Here is a 21,465-nt window from a genome sequence, read left to right as displayed (position 1 = left end):
TCTCCTCCTAGTCCGCCGGCACGGCGACCACGACCTTCGCGGGGCGCAGCTCGACGGAGCCGAGTCGGTAACCGACCTCGACCACCTCGAGGATCGTCGCCTCGGTCTGACCGGGTGTCGGCTGCTGGAAGATCGCCTCGTGCTGCTGCGGGTCGAACGCCTCGCCCGCTGCACCGTAGGTGACCAGGCCCATGCGCTCGGCCACGCCGCGCAGCTTCTCGGCGATCGCCGCGAACGGGGTGCCTTCGGCGAGGTCGCCGTGCTTGGCAGCACGGTCGAGGTCGTCGAGCACGGGCAGCAGGTTCTTGGCGACCGAGCCCTTCGCGCGCTCGATCTCCACCTCCCGCTGCTCCTCGGTGCGGCGCCGGTAGTTGGCGTACTCCGCCTGCAGGCGCTTGAGGTCTCCCAGCAGGTCGGGGTCCTCCGCAGCCGCATCCGCGTTCTGCTCGGCACCCAGGATGTCGTCGACCGTCAGTTCTGGCTCCTGCGAAGCGGGGTCGGAGGCGTGCGCCTCCGACCCCTCCTCGCCGGGCCGAACCTCGTCGCCGTCGCCCGGCTGTTCGAAGTTCTTGTCCGTCATGGTTGTGTCTCTTACTTCTTCTCGTCCTCGTCGTCGACGACCTCGGCGTCGATGACGTCCTCCTCGGGGTTCGGCGTGGTGCCGCTGCCCGGGTCGGTGGCGGACGGGTCGGCGGGCTGACCCTCGGCCTGTGCGGCCTGGTACAGGGCCTCGCCCAGCTGGCTCTGGCTCTGGTTGAGCTTCTCGAACGCGGTCTTCACCGCGTCGTCGTCCTCACCGGCGAGCGCTGCCTTCAGCGCGTCGACGTCGGCCTGCACGGAGTCCTTGACCTCGGCGGGCAGCTTGTCGGCGTTCTCGGAGATCAGCTTGTCGACGGAGTACGAGAGGGTCTCGGCCTGGTTACGGGTCTCAGCCGACTCGCGCCGTTTCTTGTCCTCGGCGGCGTGCTCCTCGGCCTCGCGCACCATGCGCTCGATGTCCTCCTTGGGCAGCGACGAGCCGCCCGTGATGGTCATCGACTGCTCCTTGCCGGTGCCCTTGTCCTTCGCCGAGACGTGGACGATACCGTTCGCGTCGATGTCGAAGGTGACCTCAACCTGCGGGATGCCGCGGGGGGCCGGGGCGATTCCGGTCAGCTCGAACGTGCCGAGCGGCTTGTTGTCGCGGGTGAACTCGCGCTCGCCCTGGAAGACCTGGATGGCGACCGACGGCTGGTTGTCGTCGGCGGTCGTGAAGGTCTCGCTGCGCTTGGTCGGGATGGCCGTGTTGCGCTCGATGAGCTTGGTCATGATGCCACCCTTGGTCTCGATACCGAGGCTCAGGGGGGTGACGTCGATGAGCAGCACGTCCTTGCGCTCACCCTTCAGCACACCGGCCTGCAGGGCGGCGCCGACGGCGACGACCTCGTCCGGGTTGACACCCTTGTTGGGCTCCTTGCCGCCGGTGAGCTTCTTGACGAGCTCGGTCACCTGCGGCATGCGGGTCGAACCGCCGACCAGCACGACGTGGTCGATGTCGTCGACCTTGATGCCGGCCTCACGGATGACGTCGTCGAAGGGCTTCTTCGTGCGGTCGAGGAGGTCCTTGGTGAGGTCCTCGAACTTGGCGCGCGTGAGCGTCTCGCTCAGCGAGACGGGGCCCGAGTCGGTCAGCGACAGGTAGGGGAGGTTGATCGAGGTCGAGGTCGAGCTCGACAGCTCCTTCTTCGCCTGCTCCGCGGCCTCCTTGAGGCGCTGCAGCGCGATCTTGTCGCCGGAGACGTCGACACCGGTGGTGTCCTTGAACTGCTTGATCAGGTAGTCGACGACGCGCTGGTCCCAGTCGTCACCACCGAGGCGGTTGTCACCGGCGGTGGCGCGCACCTGGATGGTGGAGAAGTCGTCGTCCTTGCCCACCTCGAGCAGAGAGACGTCGAAGGTTCCGCCACCGAGGTCGAAGACGAGGATGAGCTCGTCCTCCTTGCCGCGGTCGAGGCCGTAGGCCAGCGCCGCAGCGGTGGGCTCGTTGATGATGCGCAGGACGTTCAGGCCCGCGATCTCGCCGGCCTCCTTGGTGGCCTGACGCTCGGCGTCGTTGAAGTACGCCGGGACGGTGATGACCGCATCCGTGACGCTGTCACCGAGGTACTGCTCGGCATCGCGCTTGAGCTTCTGGAGGATGCGGGCCGAGATCTCCTGCGGCGTGTACTGCTTGCCGTCGATCGGCTGGGTCTTCCAGTCGGTGCCCATGTGGCGCTTGACCGAGGTGAGCGTACGGTCGACGTTGGTGACGGCCTGACGCTTGGCGGTCTCACCCACGAGGACCTCGCCGTCCTTGGTGAAGGCGACGACGGACGGTGTGGTGCGGAAGCCTTCGGCGTTCGTGATGACCTTCGGCTCGCCGCCCTCGAGGACGCTGACGACGGAGTTCGTCGTACCGAGGTCGATACCTACTGCACGGGGCATGTGTTTCCCTCTCCCTTTGCAAGGGCCTTCGCGGATGCGACGGCCCGATGTGTGTGAAATCTGCTCGCCGACTCAGGTTGAGCCGCGATGACTCAAGGATAGACACATCGATCCTGAGCGTCAAGTGAACTTGATATGAATGCGCTCAACTTTGTTCCTCGGGGATGCGGGCGCCAGCGGTTACGCTGAGCGCACCGCGACGACGCGGGCCGGCGCATCCGCGGCACCGGCTGTTCACCGAGAGGTCGTACCGTGCCCGATATGTCCGACAAACCTGCGCCGGCCGCCGCGGAAGCTCAGGCGGCCTTCGCCGCCGGTACCCCCACCCCCGCACGCGCCCGCCGCGGGCCCGTGATCGCCTGGGGACTGTGGGACTGGGGATCCGCGGCCTTCAACGCTGTGGCGACCACCTTCGTGTTCACGGTGTACCTGACCAGCAGCTCGTTCGGGAGCACGGCCGAGACATCGGCGGCCATGTCGTTCGCCCTCGCCGCGGCCGGCATCATCGTGCTGCTCACGGCCCCGGTCACCGGGCAGCGCTCGGATGTGTCGGCGCACCGCAAGCGCTGGCTCGCCATCAACACGGCCGTGGTCGTGCTGATGCTCGCCCTCATGTCGCTGGTGGCGCCCGACCCGGCGTATCTGTGGCTGGGCCTGGTGCTGCTCGCGGTCGGCACGGTGTTCTTCGAGCTCGCATCCGTCAACTACAACGCGATGCTCGCCCAGGTCTCGACGCCGAAGACCGTCGGCAAGGTGTCCGGGTTCGGCTGGGGCATGGGCTACCTGGGTGGCATCGTGCTGCTGCTCATCGTCTACTTCGGCTTCATCAACCCTGAGGTCGGGCTGTTCGGCGTGACGAGTGAGAACGGCTGGGCCGTGCGCGTGTCGATGATCGTCGCGGCGCTCTGGTTCGGTCTGTCCGCGATCCCCGTGCTGATCGCCGTACCCGAGAACACGCTCCTGCGCCCGATCGAGGCCGAGCGGGTGGGCTTCTTCGCGTCGTACGCGCTGCTGTTCCGCAACATCGCGAAGCTGTGGCGCGAGAGCCGCCACACGGTCTACTTCCTGTTCTCCAGCGCCGTGTTCCGCGACGGCCTCACGGGCGTGTTCACCTACGGCGGCGTGCTGGCAGCGGGCACCTTCGGCTTCAGCCCGGGCGAGGTCATCATCTTCGCCATCGCGGCGAACGTGGTCGCCGGGCTCGCGACCATCGTCTCGGGCCCTCTCGACGACCGCTTCGGCCCGAAGCCGCTGATCCTCGTGGCGCTGATCGGACTCATCCTCAGCGGCTCGTGCATCTTCATCTTCCACGCGGGCGGCGCGAGCATGTTCTGGGTATTCGGTCTGATCCTGTGCCTGTTCGTCGGGCCGGCGCAGTCCGCATCCCGCACGTTCCTTGCCCGACTCATCCCGCCCGGTCGCGAGGGCGAGGTCTTCGGCCTCTACGCCACCACCGGCCGCGCCGCGGTGTTCCTGGCGCCCAGCGCGTTCGGGCTGTTCGTGGTCATCGGCGGGGAGCAGTACTGGGGCATCCTCGGGATCGTGCTGGTGCTGGCCATCGGCCTCGCGATGCTCATCCCGGTGCGCGCCGCATCCCGCCGCGCCTCGTCCTCGTCCTCGTAACCCCCTACCTAGACCGCGAGACTGCATCTTTCGCACGAGATCACGGGTAAATCCAGTGATCTCGTGCTGGGCCCACGCGCCCAGAGGCTCCGCGTCCGCGTAGCGGGCGTGGAGAGGGCGTGGGGACAGTCTCGCGGGTGTGGGTCGCGGAGGGTGCGGTGCGTAGCGGATGCGGCGCAGCGCGGCGCGGCCCGATGCGGGATGCGGGTCAGCGCGTGGCGCGGGCCAGGTTGGCGCGCAGCTCGTCGGCGTTCTGGCGGACGACGTAGGCGGGCTGGTCGCGCTCGACGCGCCAGCTCTCGGCCAGCGGGCCGGTCGAGACCGTGTCGTAGCCGAACTCGTCGTAGAGGGCCGTGATGAAGGCGAGGCCCTCGTCGGTGTCGGCCGCCGCCGCCAGCGCTCGGCGATTCTCGGTTCCGGCGGGGGTGCCGTCGGTGTTGATCTGGGCGGCCATGATGTGGTTGAAGCCCTTGACCACGGTGGATTCGGGCAGACGCTCCTGCAGCATCTCGCTGGTCGTGGTCTGCTTGTCCTCGAGCACCTGGATGCGGCCGTCCCGCTCCCAGTAGTAGTTGTTCGTGTCGACGACGATCTTGCCCGCGAGCTCCGCCACCGGCAGGTGGTCGATGGCCTTCAGCGGGACGGTGACAACGGCCCACTCGCCGAAGGCGGCCGCATCCGCTGCCGTCGCGGCATGCGCGTTCGGGCCGAGCTCGGCGACGAGGTCTGCCAGCGTCTCCGGACCGCGCGAGTTGGCGATCGCCACTTCGTATCCCCGGTCGACGAGGCCCTTCGCGAGGGCCGATCCGATGTGTCCTGCTCCGATGATTCCGACGCGTGTCATGGTGAAGGAGAACGCGGACGGATGCGGCGCATTCCCGCTCAGTCGGCGACTCGCCGCATCGGCACGTGGGGGATGCCGTCCTCGTGGAAGCGCTCGCCGTCGACGACGAAACCGAAGCGCGCGTACCAGGGCGCGAGGTGCTCCTGCGCGTCGAGCACGATCGCCGCGCCGGGCCAGCGCTCCCCCGCCCGCAGAACGGCGCGGGTCATGAGCTCGGCGGCGACGCCCCGACCCCGGGCGGCTTGGGCCGTCGCCACGCGACCGATTCGCGCATGCCCCGTCCCGGCATCGTGCAACAGGCGCAGGGTCGCGACGACCTCGCCCTCATCCTCGGCCCAGAACAGCTCCGCATCCGGCTCGAGGTCTCGCCCGTCGAGCTCCGGGTACGCGGCGGCCTGCTCGACCACGAAGACCGTGACCCGCAGCCACATCATCCGGTACAGCGTTTCGGCGGGGACGTCCGCGAGACGGGCGAAGCGGTACGAGAGCTCTGTCACTCCTTTACGTTAGTGCGGGCTCGCCGCATCCACGCGGGCATGCGCAGCCCGCCCTCGTTCTCCTGCTCGACCTCGAGGCCGTAGTGGTCGCCGATCTGCTCGAGCAGCTGCGCGCGCTGAACGCGGTCGTACACGCGTCTCTCGCGCTGGAAGGCGACGATCGTGGCCCAGCACATGAGCAGCATCACGACGCTGAACGGAAGCGCGATGAGGATGGCGGCGGATTGGAGAGCCGTCAGGCCGCCGGCGATCAGCAGCGCGATGGCGAGAACGGCGGTGGCGAGGGTGAAGAACACGCGAACCCACCGCTTGGGCTCCGGGTTGCCACCCGTCGCGAGGATCGACATGACGAGGGCCCCGGAGTCGGCGGAGGTGACGAAGAAGATCGTGATCAGCACGATCGCGCCGATCGTCAACACGGGCGTTCCGGGAAGGAACTCGAACAGGCGGAACAGGGCGCCCTGCAGGTCGACCTCGCCGTCGGTGAGCATCGAACCCGGGTTGTGCAGCTCCTGGTACAGCCCCGAACCGCCGAGCACGGCGAACCACAGGATGCCGACGAGGGTGGGCACCAGCAGCACGCCCATGACGAACTGGCGCACCGTGCGGCCGCGGCTGACACGCGCGATGAAGACGCCCACGAACGGCGCCCAGGCGATCCACCACCCCCAGTAGAACGAGGTCCAGGATGCCTGCCACGCCTCGCCTGCCGACCCCTGGAACGCACTGACGGTGAAGCTGAGTCCCACGTAGTTCTGCAGGTAGGCGCCGATCGACTGCACCCACTCCCGCAGAAGATACTCGGTCTGCCCGACGACGAGGATGAAGACGAGCAGCACCGCGGCGAGGATGAGGTTGGCGCTCGAGAGCCACTTCATGCCCTTGGTCACGCCCGAGAGCACCGAGAAAAGCACGAACACGGTGATGACGGCGATGATCAACACGTTCATGAGGGTGTCGGGTTCGGGCAGGCCGGTCGCCTGCAGCCCAGAGCCGATCTGCAGCACGCCGAGTCCGAGCGAGGTCGCGACGCCGAAGATCGTGCCGCACAGCGCGATCGCGTCGATGGCGTTGCCCCACCCGCCGCGCACGCGGCGCCCGAGCAGGGGCTCGAGCGCCCAGCGGATCGAGATGGGCCGCCCGCGCCGGTGGATCGCGTAGGCGAGGGCGAGTCCGACGACGACGTAGATCGCCCAGGCCTGCACGCCCCAGTGCAGGTAGGTCTGGGTGAGCGCGCTCTGCGCGAGCTGCTCCGGCGTCCCTGTGACACCGGGACGGGGATCGACGTAGTGGCTGAGCGGCTCGCTGACCCCGTAGAACACCAGACCGATGCCCATCCCCGCCGCGAACAGCAGCGAGAACCACGCGCCGAGCGAGAACTCGGGCTCGTCGGTGTCCTTGCCGAGCTTGATGTCGCCGAAACGGCTGAAGCCCATGAACAGCGCGAACGCCACGAAGAACGCTGCGATCAGCACGTAGTACCAGTTGAAGGTGTTCACGATGCCGGTCTGAATGGTGCCGAAGAACACCTCCGCTGCATCCGGGAAGATGATCGCGAAGGCCGCGGCGACCAGGACGACCGATGCGGCGGGCCAGAAGACCCATCGCGCGATCCCCCTCGTGGGCGCGGATGCGGGCGGAGTGGCCGATTCGGGTGCGGTGCTCACCACCTCACAGTAGACAACGGGCGCGAAAGACCCCCTCGCCTCTTGTGCCGGGTGGCACCGCGGGGTAAAGGCCGCGTCAGTCGCGGGATGCGGGCAGCTCGAACCACGCGGTCGTGCCGCCGCCTTCGCGCGGCTGGATGCCGATCGAGCCCCCGTGAGCCTGCACGATGCGACGGCAGGTGGAGAGGCCGATTCCGGTGCCCTCGACCTCGGTGTTCGCGCGGACGAGGGGGTCGAAGACGCGATCGACGTCGGCGGGGTCGATGCCGGGGCCGCGATCGCCCACCTCGATGCGCCATCCCTCCGGCGTGGGCTGCGAGCGCAGCTCGACCCGAGGATCGGGGCCGCCGAACTTCAGGGCGTTGGAGACGAGGTTCTGCAGCACCGCACGCAACTGGGTGGCATCGCCGGACACCACGGGCAGCTCGCCGATCGTGATTCGGGGGTCGTCGTCGGCGACGCCGAGGTCGGCACGCACCTCTTGTGCCAGCGCGCCGAGGTCGGTCGGAGCGAGGTTCAGCACGCCGCCGAGACGCGCGAAGGCGAGGATGTCACGGATCATCTCCTGCATCCGGGACGTGCCGCGGATACCGGTCTCGACCCAGTTCTCGACGGACGGCGGCACCTTCAGTTGCTCCTCGAACTGCTCCTGCAGCAGGTGCAGCGACATCGTGACCGAGGTGAGGGGGCCGGCGAGGTCGTGACTGATCTGTCCGGCGAAGGCGGAGAGGTGATCGTTCGACCGGCGCAGCTCGTCGCGAAGCTCCTCCGCGCGCTGCAGCACCGTGTGGAGGTAGCGGGTGCGGCGCTCGAGCTCGAGGATGTCGACGATCCGCGCGGCGAGCACGGCCAGCAGTGCGGTGCGGTGCTCGTTGATCTCGCGCGGCACGGTGTCGAACACGCACAGCGTGCCGATGGTCTCGCCCGCGAGCACGAGCGGGTGGTTGGCGTAGAAGCGGACGTCGCCGAGGTCGCCCGTGACGAACGGGTTCGAACGGTACCGCGGGTCTTTGCTCGCGTCCTCGACGGCGATGGGCAGTCCGAGGTGCAGGTTCAGGGCGCACATCGAGTCCTCGCGACGGCAGATGGCCGCGTCGAACCCGACCGCGGCGAGCTGATGTTGCGCGTCGTCGGTGATGATGTTGATCGTCGCCATCGGGACCTCGGTGACGAAGGCGGCGAGTTCCACGACCGAGCGCAGCGCGTCGGGAGGGCTTCCCAGCACGTCGTACTCCGAGATCACTTCCTGCACCGTCATCGTGTCGCCTCCCGGCCCCCGTGGTCGCGTTCTCGCTCCAGGTTAGGGCTCCGACCCGCGCCGTGGCGCGAAGTTGGTGACGAGCGTCGCGCAGATCGTGATCACCTCGGCCCCGGACGCCGACACCGGGCTGCTCCCCCCGTGGAACGATTCGTTCGACGATTTCCGCTGGGGGTCTGCGATCACCCCGATGTTCGTCACGGGATCCCTCCCCGAGCTGCTGACGACGCTGGTGCTCGCGGCTGTCGTGGTGGGCCAGGCCGAGCGCTCGTGCGGTGCTACCTGCCTCAGCTCACGCTGCGGCAGGCCGCGCGGATGGCGGCGACGCTCGGCCGCGACCGCGCGCGAGGCTGAGCCGGGTCAGCTGCCGGCGGCTCCCGCATCCGTGATGCCCACGTCGGTGACGTGGAAGTTGCGCGAGGAGCGGGATGCGGTGGGCCCGCGCTGGCCCTGGTAGCGGTTGCCGTAGGGGCCGGAGCCGTAGGCGTTCTCGGCGGGCGAGCTGAGGCGGAAGAAGCAGAGCTGGCCGATCTTCATGCCGGGCCAGAGCTTGATCGGCAGGGTCGCGACGTTGGAGAGCTCGAGGGTCACGTGTCCCGTGAAGCCGGGGTCGATGAATCCGGCCGTGGAGTGGGTCAGCAGGCCGAGGCGGCCGAGCGACGACTTGCCCTCGAGGCGGGCGGCGACGTCGTCGGGCAGCGTGACGCGCTCGAAGGTGGCGCCGAGCGCGAACTCGCCCGGATGCAGGATGAAGGGCTCGTCGGGGCGCACTTCGATCAGCCGGGTGAGCTCGGGCTGATCCTCCGCCGGGTCGATGAAGGGGTACTTGTGGTTGTCGAACAGGCGGAAGTACCTGTCGAGGCGCACGTCCACGCTGGAGGGCTGCACCATCTGGGGATCGGAGGGCTCCAGCCCGATGCGTCCGTCGGCGAGTTCCTGCTTGATGTCGCGATCCGAGAGCAGCACGGGCCCAGCCTAGCGAGCAATGCCCTTTGCTATGCTGGCCGCGTACCCCCGGGGCTGTAGTTCAATGGCAGAACTTCTGCTTCCCAAGCAGACAGCGCGGGTTCGATTCCCGTCAGCCCCTCCAAATGACTGAAGGCCCGGCTCGTCCGGGCCGCTATTTCCATGTAACGGCAGAGTGAATCGAACCCTTGGGTGGGCCCACGCTGCCAGAGGCTCCGCGCGCGGCGCAGCCGCGTGTGGAGAAGCGTTGGGGACCGTCGCCCCCTACATACGACAGAAGGCCCAGCTCGTCAGGGCCCGCCGGGCCGATGGCTACAGTTCTGCGCAGGTGCACCAGTCAATGACTGTCGCGGATGCGGAAAGGTGTGGCAGTTGCGCACATGCGACGCAACTCGGGCACCAGCCGACCTCACCCCAGCCGCTGATCCACCTCGCGGAGGTAGCGGGCACGCACCTCGGGGTCGCCGCCGAGGCCGATGCGGTCGGTGCCGATCGCATCGTCCAGCCAGTCCTGCACCGCGGTCGGCAGGAGCCTCGAGAGGCGGAGCGCGACGAGCAACTCGTCGTAGGCCAGCACGCCTCCGGGCACGTACCGCACCGACGCGACACCCACGACGACGCGGCGGCCGACCATCAGCGGGCGACGGCCCTGCGGCATCGCGAACGCGGGAAGCTCGTGCTCCGGAACGAGGAAGACGGAGACATCGAGAGATCCGCCGAGGTACCAGGGCTCCGCGGGATAGGCCGGGGTCTCGTCGACAGCCACGGCCGCCGCCTTTCGTCGCGTTCGGGACGTGGTTCCATCCTGCCCGAGTAGCCCCCCGCAGACCCCTCACGTAGCGTATGGAGGTATGGCCGACGCCCTTGCCGACCGACGTTCACCCCTTCGACCCGCCGTGGATCTCATCCGCGGCACGCTGATCGGCGCGGTGGAGGTGATTCCTGGGGTCAGCGGCGGCACGGTCGCCCTGATCGTGGGCGTCTACGCGACGCTCATCGAAGCCGCCAGCCACGTCGTACGCGGCACCCTCGCGCTGACCGACGTCTTCCGGCGCAAGGGCCTGGCGCGCGCCGCATCCCACTTCCGCGCCGTGCGCTGGCGGATCGTCGCGCCGGTGCTGATCGGGATGGTGCTGGCGGTCGTGCTCGGTGCGCGACTGCTCGCCCCGCTCGTGCAGGAATTCCCGATCGAGACGCGCGCGGTGTTCGGCGGCATGATCGCTGCATCCCTGCTCATCCCGATCCGGATGCTGGGACGCGACTGGACCTGGCGCCTCGCGGTCGTCGCCCTCGCCGCAGCCGTCGCCGCCTTCCTCCTCACGGGCCTGCCCTCGGGAACCCTCGACGATCCGCCGCTCGTGATCGTCGCCCTCGCCGCATCCGTCGCCGTCTGCGCTCTCGTGCTCCCCGGCCTGTCCGGCGCCTTCCTGCTGCTCGTGTTCGGCCTCTACGAGACGACGCTCGTCGCCTTGAACGAGCGCAACGTGCCCTACATCCTCGCCTTCGCCGTCGGCGCCATCGTCGGCCTCAGCCTGTTCGTCAACGTCCTGCGAATGCTGCTCGCCCGCTTCCACGCGGCGATGCTCGCGATCATGACCGGCCTCATGCTGGGCTCCCTCCGGGCTCTCTGGCCCTGGCAGGATGCGGCAGGTCTCGCGACCGCGCCGACGGGCGACGTCCTGGGCCCGGTGCTGTTGGCCGTGGCCGGCGCCGCCGTGGTGCTGGCGGTCGTGGCGATGCAGCTCACCCTGGACCGGCGAGCGCAGCGCTCCGCGTAGGGGCGCCCATCCCAGCCGCTCAGCCCGCGGCGGCCTGCTCGGCCAGCAGCAGAGAACCGTAAAGGCCCGCCTCGCCGTCGAGCTCGGTGCGGGCGATGGCGAGGTCCCGCGACGAGCCCCGCGCCCCGGCGGGGCCCACGCGGACGGCTGCGGCCTCCTGCAGCGCCTCGATCAAGCCGGGCGTCTTGAGCACGCCGCCGCCGAACACGATCAGTTCGATGCCCAGCGTGAAGTACAGCGTGGCGGCGAGCTGGGCGAGATAGAACGCGGTGATCTCGTTGCTCTTGGCGCGGGAGGCCGCATCCAGTTGCTGGGTCTCGACGCCGTTGCGCGCACGGATGGCGGGGCCCGACGCGACGCCCTCGAGGCAGTCGCCGTGGAAGCGGCAGATGCCCGCGAACGTGTCGTCGGGGTGGCGGGCGACGGGCAGGTGAGCGATCTCGGGCCAGCCTGTACCCACCAGCACACGACCCGCGGCGATGAGCCCGGCACCCACGCCGGTGCCGACGGTGACGTAGGCGACATCGCTCGCGTCCTGAGCCGCACCCCACTGCAGCTCACCGAGGGCGGCACTCGTGACGTCGGTCGTGATGCGGGCCGGCGCGCCGGCGGCAGCGTCGCGGATGCGGCCCAGCACATCGACGCCGTTCCACCCCGCCTTCGGTGTGGAGGTGATGGATCCGTACGTCGGCGAGGCCCGGTCGAGATCGAGCGGGCCGAAGGCCGCGATCCCGACACCGGCGATCTCGTCGTCGAGCGATCGGATGAAGTCCCCCACCGCCGTCAGCGTCGTATCCGGCTCACCGGTCGCGACCGAGGCTTGGGTCAGGATGCGGCGAGGATCGCCCTCCGGCGCCGCCGCGCAGACGATCTTCGTGCCGCCGGTCTCGATGCCGACGAGCAGTCGACTCACGCCGCGTCCTCCTCGCGGGACACGACCCCGCCGAACACAGAGTTGTTGCGCATGGCGCGGCTCTCATCGTCGTCGCCGAGGAGAGCGTGCCGCAGGCCGTCGACGTCATGCGTGCGAAGGAGAGCATTCCACCGCTCGACGGCCGCACGCGCGCCGCCCTCCGTGGTCTCGCGCTTACGCGGCACGTTCTGCAGCGCCCGGGTGATCACGTAGAGCGGCTCGGTCTCGAGCAGTTCGGCGATCCGCCGGTGCTGAGCCAGCTTCTTCTGGTCGTTTCGCGACATTCCTGCCTCCGCGTCCCATCCTGCCGCGGGCGACGTGCCCGCGGGTGAACCCGCGTCGAACGCTACCCGCGTCAGTTGACCGCGCCGCCGACGGGCGCGGCGAACTCGTCGAGGGCGGCGACGACCTCGGGCGAGAGCACCGCCTTGCTCGCGGCGATGGCGTCATCGATCTGACCCGGACGCGAGGCGCCGATGATCGCCGTCGTCACGACGTCGTCGCGCAGCACCCACGCGATCGCGAGCTGCGGGATCGACAGACCCGCATCCTGCGCGACGGCGTCGATACCACGGATGCGGCGCAGGTAGTCGTCGGTGAGTGCGCTGCTGTTGAGGAAGTGGCTGTCGGCGGCGCGCGAGTCGGCCGGGACCGTGCCGTCGAGGTACTTGGCGGTCAGCAGACCCTGGGCCAGGGGCGAGAAGACGGCGCTGCCGACCTGCAGTTCGCGCAGCGCGGGGAAGAGCTCGGCCTCGGGGGTGCGGTCGAAGAGCGAGTAGCGCGGCTGGTGCACGAGCAGCCGCACACCTTCGGCGGCGAGCAGCGCGTGGGCGCGACGCGTGAGCTCGGCCGGGTAGTTGGAGATGCCGACGTACAGCGCCTTGCCGCTGCGCACGATGTCGACGAGCGCCTGCATCGTCTCTTCGAGGGGCGTCTCGGGGTCGACGCGGTGGGAGTAGAACACGTCCACGTAGTCGGTGCGCATCCGCGTGAGACTCTGCTCGAGCGAGCGCATGAGGTACTTGCGCGACCCGCCGTCGCCGTAGGGCCCCGGCCACATGTCATAGCCGGCCTTCGTCGTCAGGAACAGCTCGTCGCGGTAGCGGCGCAGATCGCTCTCGAGCACGGTGCCGAACGTCGTCTCGGCGGCACCGTAGGGCGGGCCGTAGTTGTTGGCGAGGTCGATGTGCACGACTCCGCGGTCGACGGCGTGGAGGAGGATCTCGCGCTGCGTCTCGATCGAGCGGCCGCGACCGAAGTTCTGCCACAGCCCCAGCGAGACGCGGGGAAGACGCACCCCGCTGGCCCCGGCCCGGGCGAACGGCACGTCGTCGTAGCGGGTCGCCTTCGCGATGTACGGAGAAAGGAGGCGGGGGTCATCGGCGGCGATGGGCATGACGATCCTTCGGGAGGGAAAGGGGTGCAGTTCGCAAGCCTGCCACACGGGGCCGACATCCGGCCCCGGTCTGCAGCGGACTGCGGACCGGGGCCGGGTCTCAGAGGGTCACTCCTGGATGAAGGCCAGGATGTCGGGGTTGATCACGTCGGCGTGCGTGGTCAGCATGCCGTGCGGGTAGCCCTCGTAGATCTTCAACGTCGAGTTCTGCAGCAGCTCGTGCTGCTTGAGGGCCGCATCCTTGTACGGGACGACCTGGTCGTCATCGCCCTGGATGACGAACACGGGAACCGTGATGGCCTTCAGGTCCTCGGTCTGGTCGGTCTCGGAGAACGCCTTGATGCCCAGGTAGTGGGCGAGCGCGCTGCCGGTCATGCCCTGACGCCACCAGTTGTCGATCACGGGCTGCGAGGGGGTGACGCCCTCACGGTTGAAGCCGTAGAAGGGGCCGGATGCGACGGCCTCGAAGAACTCGGCGCGGTTGGCGGCGAGCGCCTCACGGAAGCCGTCGAACACCGAGATCGGCGTGCCCTCGGGGTTGGCGTCGGTCTGCACCATGAGCGGCGGCACGGACGACACGAGGACGGCCTTGGCGACGCGGCCCTGGGGCTCGCCGTACTTCGCGACGTAGCGGGCCACCTGGCCGCCGCCCGTCGAGTGTCCGATGTGGATCGCATTGTGCAGGTCGAGGTGCTCGACGACCGCGTTCACGTCGCTCGCGTAGTGGTCCATGTCGTGGCCGGTGCCGATCTGCGAGGAACGGCCGTGGCCGCGACGGTCGGTCGCGATGACGCGGAACCCCTTGCTGAGGAAGAACAGCATCTGGGCGTCCCAGTCATCCGACGAGAGGGGCCAGCCGTGGTGGAACACGATGGGCTGGGCGTCGGTGCTGCCCCAGTCCTTGAAGTAGATCTCTGCGCCGTCTTCGGTGGTCACGTAGGCCATGGGGAACCTCCAGGGTGTCTTGTGTTGCACAGTCGTTGAGGGGGAGCGCTCTCGAGCCGCAGGGGCCGAGGGCGCGTTCACGATAGCTCCGTGCCTCACGCACCGTGCTTCGACATCTGTCCAGACAATTCCCACGGCTCCGACGCGTTCACCGCGTGGCCGGAGCGCGTCAGCGGTACGTGTCGAGCCGCCGCAGCGGCGGCTGAGCCCCCTCGTGAGTGACCGCATCCGCGCCGACGGCGCAGGCGGCGGTGAGGGCCGCGACATCATCCCACCCGGCGTGCAGCGCCAGGGTCAGCGCGGCGCAGAACGCGTCGCCCGCCCCGACGGAGTTGATCGCGTCGACCTTCGGGGCGCCCACCCGCGCGACCTCGCGACCGCCCTCTCGCAGCGCCGCGCCGGCAGAGCCATAGGTGACCGCCACGCGGCGGGCGGTGGCCAGCGCGGGCAGCAGTTCGTACTCGGTCTCGTTGACGATCACGAGGTCCGCACGCTCGAGCACCGCCGGCGGCACCTCGCGCGCGGGTGCCGCGTTCACGGAGAGAAAGCCAGGCACGTCGGCCAGCGCCGCGATCGCCGACACCGGGATCTCCTGCTGCGCCAGGACCGCCTCGTCCGCCCGGAACTCCACCCCGTCCAGGCGCACCGTGTCGTTCGCCCCCGGACAGACGACGATCTGGTTCTCGCCGGCCTCGTCGACGATGATCAGCGCGGTGCCGGTGGGATCGTCGCCGAGCCAGACATCGCTCGTATCGACGCCCGCATCCCGCAGGTTCTGCAGCATCGCGTGTCCGTCGGTGTCGTCACCGACGGCGCCGACCATGCGCACGCGAGCACCCAGACGCGCCGCAGCGACCGCCTGGTTGGCGCCCTTGCCGCCCGGGTCACGCCGCAACCGTCCGCCCAGGACCGTCTCGCCCGCGCCGGGCAGCCGCCCCGTGGTGGCCGTCAGATCGACGTTGATGCTTCCGACGACGCAGAGAGGACCGAGCATCCCCCCATTCCACCATGCGCTGAGGCCCCGGATGCGGCGTCTCGGCCCGTGACGAGATATAACCGAACAGGCGGACGAGGGGGTCGCGCCCCGACCCACCGAGGAGAACGATGACCGAGCCCACCCCCGTCTATCTCGACTGCGACACCGGCGTCGATGACGCCGTCGCGCTGGCGTACCTGCTGGCCTCCCCCTCGATCGACCTCGTCGGGGTCGGCACCGTCAGCGGCAACATCTCCGCGGCCGAAGCCACGCGCAACACGCTCGACCTGCTGGCGCTGGCCGGTCGCGACGACATCCCCGTGGCGCAGGGCGCGCACGATCATCTCGACCACCCCTACGGGGGCGGCGCGCAGTGGGTGCACGGCGAGAACGGCATCGGCGGCGTCGAGCTGCCGCGAAGCCCGCGGGCGGCGGATTCCCGCACGGCCGTCGAGCTGCTCATCGACCTGTCGCACACCTACGCCGGGCGCCTGCACGTGCTGACGATCGGCCCGATGACGAACCTCGCGCACGCCCTGGAGGCGGACCCGACCCTGCCCGAGCGCGTCGCCGCCGTGACGGCCATGGGCGGCGCGGCCCTCGCGCCCGGCAACATCACGGCAGCGGCCGAGGCGAACGTCTACAACGACCCGCAGGCGGCGGCAGCCCTCCTCGCCGCCGACTGGGATGTCACGCTCGTACCCTTGGACGCCACCATGGAGCACACCATGAGCGAGCAGCAGCGCGAGCGGCTCGCCGCCGACGATCGTCCGTTCGTCTCGGCGATCGGACACATCCTCGATCACTACTTCGACTTCTACCGCGACACCTACGGACACCGCACGTGCGCGCTGCACGACCCGCTCGCCGCCGCGATCGTGGGCGGCATCACCCCGTCACGCGCACCCCGCGTACCGGTGACGGTCGACGTCACCGACGGACCGGGGCGCGGTCAGACGATCGCGGACCTGCGCGGTCAGCGCGTGGCGATGCGCGACCACGACGGCGTGCGCACGCGCATCGTGCTCGACGTCGACGCAGGTGTGGCCGACCACCTGATCGACACGATCCTCGCGGGCTGAGAACTCAGGCCACCGGTTCGTCGGCGCGTCGGGCACGCGGCGCCATGAGCACCGCGCCGATGCTGGCGGCGATCACCAGTGCGATGCCCGCGATCTCGAGCATGCTCAGGTGCTGCCCGAGAAGGAGAAAGCCGGCGATCGACGCCGTCGCCGGTCCGAGGCTCATGAGGATCGCGAACGTGGATGCGGCCAGTCGCCGCAATGCGGACAGCTCGAGCGCGTAGGGGATCGTCGACGAGAGCACGGCGACCCCGGCCCCGAGCGCCAGTAGGTCCGGTCGCAGCAGCGCACCGCCCGCATCCGCGATGCCGAAGGGAAGCGACAGCACCGCGCCCACGGCCATGGCCAACGCGAGGCCGTCGAGCCGCACGAACTCGCGTCCGACCCGCGCCGAGGCGAGGATGTAGAGCGCCCAGCTCGCTGCGGCCCCCAGGGCGAAGGCCACGCCCAGCGGATCGAGACGGTCCCATCCGCCGCCGCCGAGCGCGACGACGCCGAGGAACGCGAGCCCTGCCCAGAGCCACGCGGAGGCCCGGCGCGCGGCGATGATCGACAACGTCAACGGCCCCAGCACCTCGATCGTCACGGTGACGCCGAGCGGCAGGCGCTCGAGAGCGAGGTAGAACAGACCGTTCATCAGCGCCAGCACGAGACCGAATCGCACGACCGCCCACCACGCCGCCCGCGAGTGTCCCCGCAGGCTCGGCCGAGCGATGAGCAGCAGCACGATCGCCGCGAAGACGAGCCGCAGCATGACCATGCCGAGGGGCCCGACCTCGTCGAACAGCAGAACGGCGAGCGAGGCGCCGACCTCCTGGCAGGCGAGGCCGACCAGGACGAGGGCGACGGCGGAGGTGGATCCGGAGCGAGCGGTCACGAAGCGGGCAGCGGGCACACGGCCGCAGCGGCGATCGCGTCGTGGTACTGCTGCGCGGTCCAGGGCAGACCCGCATCCGGGGTGCTCTGGCCGCTGGCCGCCGGCGCTTTGGAGGCGATGGAGGCGAGCTCCCACGCCAGGTACGCGCCCACCCAGTCGGTCGCGGCCGAGTTGTTGAGCACGACCGAGACGGTCATACCCGTGGTCGGGTCGGCGAAGGATGCCGTGATGTACCCGGGAACTGAGCCGAACTGTCCGATGAGCGAACCGGCCTGGAAGGCGCCGCCCGTGGCGGTGAGCCACGACGGCTGGTCGGGCGAGACGAGCATCGGGGACGCGAAGCGATCCTCGCCGCCGAACGATCCCGCGGCGAGCGCCTGCGTGTAGCGGCCGACGTCGGCGATCGTGGAGACCACTCCCGCGTTCGTGAAGCCGAAGCTGGAGGACATCGTGGTCATGTCGCGCGGCTCGGCGCAGTTCATGGCGCCGTCGGGCCCCGGCTGCGACAGCAGACCCTTCAGCGCGGGCTCTCCGGGCGTGGCGGCGGTGCCGCCGGGCAGGCTCGTGTGGGTCAGGCCCAGCGGGGAGAAGACCTGTTCGTCCAGCAGGCTCGAGGCGCTCTCGGAACCGGCGTTCTCGAGCGCGAGTCCGAGCAGCACGTACCCCGTGTCGGAGTCGCGCCACGCGGTGCCGGCCGCGGCCGGATCGAAGCCGGTGATGCCGTAGGCGGCGAGCTCCGCGGCATTCCACTCGCGTGAGGGCAGCCCGATCGCGTCGTCCTGCAGCACAGCGCCGTACGAGCCCAGACCACTCGTTCCGTCGCACAGCATGCCCAGGGTCACGCCGCTGAGGCCGGCGACGCTGGGGACGTACGTGCGCACCTCGTCGTCGAGCGAGACCTTGCCCGCATCCACCATCTCGTAGAGCACGTCGCAGATCATCGGGCGGGTCAGCTCGCCCACCCGGAACACGTCGTCGGCCGAGGCGTCGCCCACTCCGGCCACCCAGGATCCGCTCCAGGGCGCCCAAACACCGACGATCGCGCCGGTCGAACCGGTCGCGGCCATCGCGAAGTTCACCGCGGACTCGAGCTGCGTCTGCGTGTCGGCGGGGAAGGCGCCCTCGACCTGCGGGGGGACGTCGATCTCGATGCTCTTGGCCTGCGTGCAGCCTGCGAGCGCGAGAACGATGACGGCTGCGCCGGCGATCGCGGCGGCAGCGCGTTTGAAGCCGGAACTGATCGGCATTTCACCCCCGCGGTCGTGCTCCAGCATTCAAACACACCCACATCACAAGACCATCACGGCTCTTAGGCTGTGCTGCATGACGCACGTTTTCGACGATGAGACACTGGCCGGTGTTCTCGGGCACATGAACTCCGATCACTCCGACGACAACATGCTCTTCGCGCGCGCCTTCGGCCCGCATCCGGCGCCCGTCGGCGCCCGCATGGTCGGATTCGACGGCGACGGGGGCGACTGGGTCATCACGGCGGCCGGTGGTGCGAGCATCGATATGCGACTGACATGGCCCGGCGGCCCCATCACCGAGCGGCGCGAGGTACGACGGGAGATCGTTGCGCTCTATGACGCCGCGTGCGCCGAGCTCGGCATCGAGCCGCGCCCTCACTGACCGCATCCGACATCTGAAGAATTGACGATTTAGGTTCTGCTTACCTGAAGGTATAGTGGGCCGCATGAGCGACCCGATCCCGTTCTCCGCAGCCCTCCGCGAGCGTTCCAGCGGTGCCCACTCGGGCAGCGAGGGCGCCGGATTCATGTCCGACCTCATCAAGGGCGAGGGCACGCGCGATGACTATGTCGCGCTCGTCGCGCAGCACTGGTTCATCTACGAGGCGCTGGAGTCCGCGGCCGAGCGGATGCGGCGCGACCCGGTGGCGGCGGTGTTCATCAGCGAGCGCCTCACCCGCCTTCCCGCTCTCGCCGCCGATCTCGAGTTCCTCGTCGGTCCCGATTGGCGCGAGCGCATCGAGCCGCTGCCGACCACGCGCCGCTACGTCGATCGCATCAACCAGGTGGGGGCGACGTGGCCGGGAGGATTCGTCGCCCACCACTACACCCGCTACCTCGGCGACCTGTCGGGCGGGCTGTTCATCGGCAAGCTCATGCAGCGCCGGTTCGGGTTCGACACCAACGGCATCGGGTTCTACATCTTCGCGGACATCGCCGATCCGAAGGAGTTCAAGGAGCACTACCGCGTGCAGCTCGACGCCGCCCCCTGGGACGAGGCCGAGAAGGAGCGCGTGATCGACGAGGTGCTGCTGGCCTACCGGTTCAACACCGAGCTGTTCGAGGATCTGGCCCGAGCGAAGGCCGAAGCCGCCGCCTGATCCCGCAGCCCCCTCCGCGGGGCTGTCCTCAGGGTGGCTCGCGTCACCCGGTGCCCGCCTTCCGGTGCGCCCGGTACGTCGGTCGGGTGCCCTTGCTGTGCCCGAGTTGCGTCGCATATGCGCAATTGCCACACCTTTCCGCATCCGCCACAGTCATTGACTGGCGCATCTGCGCAGAACTGTCGCCCTTTGCCAGCCCGCCCCGACCGCCCGACCCCGGTCGCCCGCCCCGACCCGGCCCCGGTCTCCCGCCCCCCATCTGGACCCGGCCCAGCCCCACCTACGGCCCGAGCCCGGCGCCCCGATCGCCGCATCCGCCCCCTCTCGAAGGCCACACTTTTACGCAACTGCCACAGTCAGTCACTGCCGCATTCGCGGAGAACTGGCGCATCTGCGCATATGCGACGCAACTCGGGCACGGAGAACCGGCCCCGAGGCGGAGAACCCGAACGTGGAACCGGAAGGATGCGTCAGGCGCGGGCGCGGGACATGAACCGCTGCACATCGGGATCGACGCGGATGTCGGAGGGCCGGAGCGGCCGCGACAGGTACAGGCCGTCGAGCGAGGTCAGTCGAGACAGCGCGACGTAGGTCTGTCCGGGAGCGAAGGCCCCCGCACCGAGGTCGACGATGGCGCGGTCGTACGTCTTTCCCTGTGACTTGTGGATCGTGACCGCCCACGCCAACCGCAGCGGGAACTGCGTGAACTCGGCCACGACCTCCCGGCTGAGCGAGCGGGATGCGGCGTCGTACGCATAACGGAAACGCTCCCAGACCGCGGGCTCGACGTCGTAGTCGCGGCCGTCGATCTCCACGCGGACGATGCTCCCGGCGATCTTGACCACCGTGCCGATCGTCCCGTTCACCCACCGCGGTCCGTCCCCGTAGGACTGCGTGTCGTTACGCAGGAACATCACCTGCGCGCCGACCTTGAGCTGCAGTTCCTGCTCCGCGGGAAAGGCGGCCTCTCCGCGTCCGAAGTCGCCGCTGACCTCGGCGTGCGCGGTCTGCACGCGGCCGGCAAGGGCGTCCAGGTGGCGGCGGTTGATCGCGTTGACGCGGTCGTTGCGGGTCGCGAGCGTGATGATGGGCTCGTCGGCGGAGAACTCCGGCGGCGTGCGGGCGCCCGTGTCGTTGAGGATCTTCGCCATGTCCGCGGTGACCTGCCCGTAGCGCACGGCATTCAGCAGCGCCTTGAACCCCGGATCCGACTGCCGATGGATCTCGCGCAGCTCGGCGACGTGGAGATCGGCGCCGTAACGCCCCATGTCCATGAGCCCGTCACCGCTGGACTCCCCCGCCCACACGTGCGCGTCGAAGAACCAGAACGAGTGGTAGTGATCGCGCACGTAGCGCAGCTCGTCGCCCCGGGGCGGCACGGGCGCCAGCTGGTACGGATCACCGAACATGACCATCTGCACGCCGCCGAAGGGCTCCGCCCGCCGGCCCCGCGCCTGGCGCAGCGCACGGTCGATGGCGTCCATGAGGTCCGCGTTGACCATCGAGATCTCGTCGATCACGAGCGTGTCGATCGCGTTGAGCAGCTTGCGCGTCGCATCCGACTGGTCGAGCTCGCTGTTCGCGATGAGACCGATCGGCAGCCGGAACAACGAGTGGATGGTCTGCCCCTCGACGTTGAGGGCGGCGACGCCGGTCGGGGCACAGACGGCGATCTGCTTCGACGTGTTCCACGCCAGATGCTGCAGCAGCGTCGACTTGCCGGTGCCCGCACGACCCGTCACGAACACGTGCTCCCGAGTGTCCTCGATGAGCCGGAACAGCGCCTGCTGCTCGGCGGAGAGGGCGGGGGTGCTCACCGATCCATGCTAG

The 21,465-nt window shown here is 69.4% G+C and carries 21 protein-coding genes and 1 tRNA gene; 6 read left to right on the top strand and 16 right to left on the bottom strand.

Features of this window, described 5'->3' with window-relative positions; all coding sequences use genetic code 11:
• Positions 1 to 7: 7 nt before the first annotated feature.
• Entirely contained in the window at positions 8 to 580 is a 573-nt protein-coding gene (locus KYX17_RS07710; protein ID WP_243226394.1) for a nucleotide exchange factor GrpE, read from the bottom strand.
• An 11-nt stretch (positions 581 to 591) separates the two neighbouring features.
• Positions 592 to 2,463, bottom strand: coding sequence for a molecular chaperone DnaK (gene dnaK / locus KYX17_RS07705; protein ID WP_243226393.1), 1,872 nt, complete (start codon positions 2,461 to 2,463; stop codon positions 592 to 594).
• 261 nt (positions 2,464 to 2,724) lie between these two features.
• Here dnaK and KYX17_RS07700 point away from each other — a divergent pair, with 261 nt between their 5' ends.
• On the top strand, positions 2,725 to 4,086 hold the full coding sequence (locus tag KYX17_RS07700) for an MFS transporter (protein ID WP_243226392.1): 1,362 nt from the start codon (positions 2,725 to 2,727) through the stop codon (positions 4,084 to 4,086).
• A 208-nt stretch (positions 4,087 to 4,294) separates the two neighbouring features.
• On the opposite strand, the gene KYX17_RS07695 is transcribed toward KYX17_RS07700, so the two are convergent.
• The 5 genes from KYX17_RS07695 to dcd all read right to left on the bottom strand — a co-directional run bounded on the left by KYX17_RS07695 (position 4,295) and on the right by dcd (position 9,318).
• On the bottom strand, positions 4,295 to 4,930 hold the full coding sequence (locus KYX17_RS07695; protein WP_243226391.1) for an NADPH-dependent F420 reductase: 636 nt from the start codon (positions 4,928 to 4,930) through the stop codon (positions 4,295 to 4,297).
• 38 nt (positions 4,931 to 4,968) lie between these two features.
• Complete coding sequence (locus KYX17_RS07690; RefSeq protein WP_243226390.1) at positions 4,969 to 5,427, bottom strand: GNAT family N-acetyltransferase; 459 nt, start codon at positions 5,425 to 5,427, stop codon at positions 4,969 to 4,971.
• Positions 5,424 to 7,097 (bottom strand): BCCT family transporter, encoded by a 1,674-nt coding sequence (locus tag KYX17_RS07685; protein ID WP_243226389.1) that lies wholly within the window; start codon positions 7,095 to 7,097, stop codon positions 5,424 to 5,426. The genes KYX17_RS07690 and KYX17_RS07685 overlap by 4 nt, the downstream gene beginning before the upstream one ends.
• A gap of 73 nt (positions 7,098 to 7,170) precedes the next feature.
• Positions 7,171 to 8,352 carry an ATP-binding protein gene (locus KYX17_RS07680; protein ID WP_243226388.1) on the bottom strand — a complete coding sequence of 394 codons (1,182 nt, stop codon included), beginning with the start codon at positions 8,350 to 8,352 and terminating at the stop codon, positions 7,171 to 7,173.
• Positions 8,353 to 8,712: 360 nt separating this feature from the next.
• Positions 8,713 to 9,318, bottom strand: a complete 606-nt coding sequence (gene dcd, locus KYX17_RS07675) for a dCTP deaminase (RefSeq protein ID WP_137418612.1) — start codon at positions 9,316 to 9,318, stop codon at positions 8,713 to 8,715.
• Between the two features lie 50 nt (positions 9,319 to 9,368).
• Between dcd and KYX17_RS07670 the strand changes: the two genes are divergently transcribed.
• Positions 9,369 to 9,442 (top strand) — tRNA-Gly (locus tag KYX17_RS07670).
• 285 nt (positions 9,443 to 9,727) lie between these two features.
• On the opposite strand, the gene KYX17_RS07665 is transcribed toward KYX17_RS07670, so the two are convergent.
• Positions 9,728 to 10,084: a hypothetical protein gene (locus KYX17_RS07665; RefSeq protein ID WP_243226387.1), complete on the bottom strand. Its 357-nt coding sequence runs from the start codon at positions 10,082 to 10,084 to the stop codon at positions 9,728 to 9,730.
• Between the two features lie 85 nt (positions 10,085 to 10,169).
• Here KYX17_RS07665 and KYX17_RS07660 point away from each other — a divergent pair, with 85 nt between their 5' ends.
• Positions 10,170 to 11,096, top strand: a complete 927-nt coding sequence (locus tag KYX17_RS07660) for a DUF368 domain-containing protein (RefSeq protein ID WP_243226386.1) — start codon at positions 10,170 to 10,172, stop codon at positions 11,094 to 11,096.
• Between the two features lie 19 nt (positions 11,097 to 11,115).
• Here KYX17_RS07660 and KYX17_RS07655 read toward each other — a convergent pair whose 3' ends face one another.
• From KYX17_RS07655 to KYX17_RS07635, 5 genes are all read right to left on the bottom strand, one after another.
• The gene (locus tag KYX17_RS07655) at positions 11,116 to 12,009 is read right to left on the bottom strand and encodes an ROK family protein (protein WP_243226385.1); all 894 of its coding nucleotides are present in this window, start codon (positions 12,007 to 12,009) and stop codon (positions 11,116 to 11,118) included.
• Positions 12,006 to 12,293 carry a hypothetical protein gene (locus KYX17_RS07650; protein WP_243226383.1) on the bottom strand — a complete coding sequence of 96 codons (288 nt, stop codon included), beginning with the start codon at positions 12,291 to 12,293 and terminating at the stop codon, positions 12,006 to 12,008. The genes KYX17_RS07655 and KYX17_RS07650 overlap by 4 nt, the downstream gene beginning before the upstream one ends.
• A 71-nt stretch (positions 12,294 to 12,364) precedes the next feature.
• Positions 12,365 to 13,405, bottom strand: a complete 1,041-nt coding sequence (locus tag KYX17_RS07645; protein ID WP_243226382.1) for an aldo/keto reductase — start codon at positions 13,403 to 13,405, stop codon at positions 12,365 to 12,367.
• A 108-nt stretch (positions 13,406 to 13,513) separates the two neighbouring features.
• On the bottom strand, positions 13,514 to 14,350 hold the full coding sequence (locus KYX17_RS07640) for an alpha/beta fold hydrolase (protein WP_234074004.1): 837 nt from the start codon (positions 14,348 to 14,350) through the stop codon (positions 13,514 to 13,516).
• Positions 14,351 to 14,519: 169 nt separating this feature from the next.
• Positions 14,520 to 15,344: a ribokinase gene (locus tag KYX17_RS07635; protein ID WP_243226380.1), complete on the bottom strand. Its 825-nt coding sequence runs from the start codon at positions 15,342 to 15,344 to the stop codon at positions 14,520 to 14,522.
• A 110-nt stretch (positions 15,345 to 15,454) separates the two neighbouring features.
• On the opposite strand from KYX17_RS07635, the gene KYX17_RS07630 reads away from it, so the two are divergent.
• The gene (locus tag KYX17_RS07630; protein WP_243226379.1) at positions 15,455 to 16,408 is read left to right on the top strand and encodes a nucleoside hydrolase; all 954 of its coding nucleotides are present in this window, start codon (positions 15,455 to 15,457) and stop codon (positions 16,406 to 16,408) included.
• Positions 16,409 to 16,412: 4 nt separating this feature from the next.
• On the opposite strand, the gene KYX17_RS07625 is transcribed toward KYX17_RS07630, so the two are convergent.
• Together KYX17_RS07625 and KYX17_RS07620 are read right to left on the bottom strand one after the other, a co-directional pair.
• A complete protein-coding gene (locus KYX17_RS07625) occupies positions 16,413 to 17,285 on the bottom strand; it encodes a DMT family transporter (protein ID WP_243226377.1) in 873 nt (290 codons plus the stop codon).
• Positions 17,282 to 18,532 (bottom strand): serine hydrolase, encoded by a 1,251-nt coding sequence (locus tag KYX17_RS07620; protein ID WP_243226376.1) that lies wholly within the window; start codon positions 18,530 to 18,532, stop codon positions 17,282 to 17,284. The genes KYX17_RS07625 and KYX17_RS07620 overlap by 4 nt, the downstream gene beginning before the upstream one ends.
• A gap of 76 nt (positions 18,533 to 18,608) precedes the next feature.
• On the opposite strand from KYX17_RS07620, the gene KYX17_RS07615 reads away from it, so the two are divergent.
• Together KYX17_RS07615 and KYX17_RS07610 are read left to right on the top strand one after the other, a co-directional pair.
• The gene (locus tag KYX17_RS07615) at positions 18,609 to 18,917 is read left to right on the top strand and encodes a DUF2470 domain-containing protein (RefSeq protein ID WP_243226375.1); all 309 of its coding nucleotides are present in this window, start codon (positions 18,609 to 18,611) and stop codon (positions 18,915 to 18,917) included.
• Between the two features lie 64 nt (positions 18,918 to 18,981).
• Positions 18,982 to 19,635: a heme oxygenase (biliverdin-producing) gene (locus tag KYX17_RS07610; RefSeq protein ID WP_243226374.1), complete on the top strand. Its 654-nt coding sequence runs from the start codon at positions 18,982 to 18,984 to the stop codon at positions 19,633 to 19,635.
• A gap of 470 nt (positions 19,636 to 20,105) precedes the next feature.
• Here the strand turns inward: KYX17_RS07610 and KYX17_RS07605 are convergent, their stop codons facing one another.
• A complete protein-coding gene (locus tag KYX17_RS07605; protein ID WP_243226373.1) occupies positions 20,106 to 21,452 on the bottom strand; it encodes an ATP-dependent RecD-like DNA helicase in 1,347 nt (448 codons plus the stop codon).
• Positions 21,453 to 21,465: the final 13 nt, after the last annotated feature.

The sequence above is a fragment of the Microbacterium sp. CIAB417 genome, from assembly GCF_022788845.1.
The sequence above is the reverse complement of the archived record's forward strand: the minus strand, read 5'-3'. Positions and strand labels throughout refer to the sequence as shown.

What these genes read in the sequence shown, in the direction of transcription:
- KYX17_RS07650 (WP_243226383.1), bottom strand. Translation starts at nt 12,293, where the DNA reads ATGTCGCGAAACGACCAGAAGAAGCTGGCTCAGCACCGGCGGATCGCC.
- KYX17_RS07660 (WP_243226386.1), top strand. Translation starts at nt 10,170, where the DNA reads ATGGCCGACGCCCTTGCCGACCGACGTTCACCCCTTCGACCCGCCGTG.
- KYX17_RS07640 (WP_234074004.1), bottom strand. Translation starts at nt 14,350, where the DNA reads ATGGCCTACGTGACCACCGAAGACGGCGCAGAGATCTACTTCAAGGAC.
- KYX17_RS07700 (WP_243226392.1), top strand. Translation starts at nt 2,725, where the DNA reads ATGTCCGACAAACCTGCGCCGGCCGCCGCGGAAGCTCAGGCGGCCTTC.
- dnaK (WP_243226393.1), bottom strand. Translation starts at nt 2,463, where the DNA reads ATGCCCCGTGCAGTAGGTATCGACCTCGGTACGACGAACTCCGTCGTC.
- KYX17_RS07610 (WP_243226374.1), top strand. Translation starts at nt 18,982, where the DNA reads ATGAGCGACCCGATCCCGTTCTCCGCAGCCCTCCGCGAGCGTTCCAGC.
- KYX17_RS07620 (WP_243226376.1), bottom strand. Translation starts at nt 18,532, where the DNA reads ATGCCGATCAGTTCCGGCTTCAAACGCGCTGCCGCCGCGATCGCCGGC.
- KYX17_RS07630 (WP_243226379.1), top strand. Translation starts at nt 15,455, where the DNA reads ATGACCGAGCCCACCCCCGTCTATCTCGACTGCGACACCGGCGTCGAT.
- KYX17_RS07615 (WP_243226375.1), top strand. Translation starts at nt 18,609, where the DNA reads ATGACGCACGTTTTCGACGATGAGACACTGGCCGGTGTTCTCGGGCAC.
- KYX17_RS07635 (WP_243226380.1), bottom strand. Translation starts at nt 15,344, where the DNA reads ATGCTCGGTCCTCTCTGCGTCGTCGGAAGCATCAACGTCGATCTGACG.
- KYX17_RS07695 (WP_243226391.1), bottom strand. Translation starts at nt 4,930, where the DNA reads ATGACACGCGTCGGAATCATCGGAGCAGGACACATCGGATCGGCCCTC.
- KYX17_RS07710 (WP_243226394.1), bottom strand. Translation starts at nt 580, where the DNA reads ATGACGGACAAGAACTTCGAACAGCCGGGCGACGGCGACGAGGTTCGG.
- KYX17_RS07645 (WP_243226382.1), bottom strand. Translation starts at nt 13,405, where the DNA reads ATGCCCATCGCCGCCGATGACCCCCGCCTCCTTTCTCCGTACATCGCG.
- KYX17_RS07680 (WP_243226388.1), bottom strand. Translation starts at nt 8,352, where the DNA reads ATGACGGTGCAGGAAGTGATCTCGGAGTACGACGTGCTGGGAAGCCCT.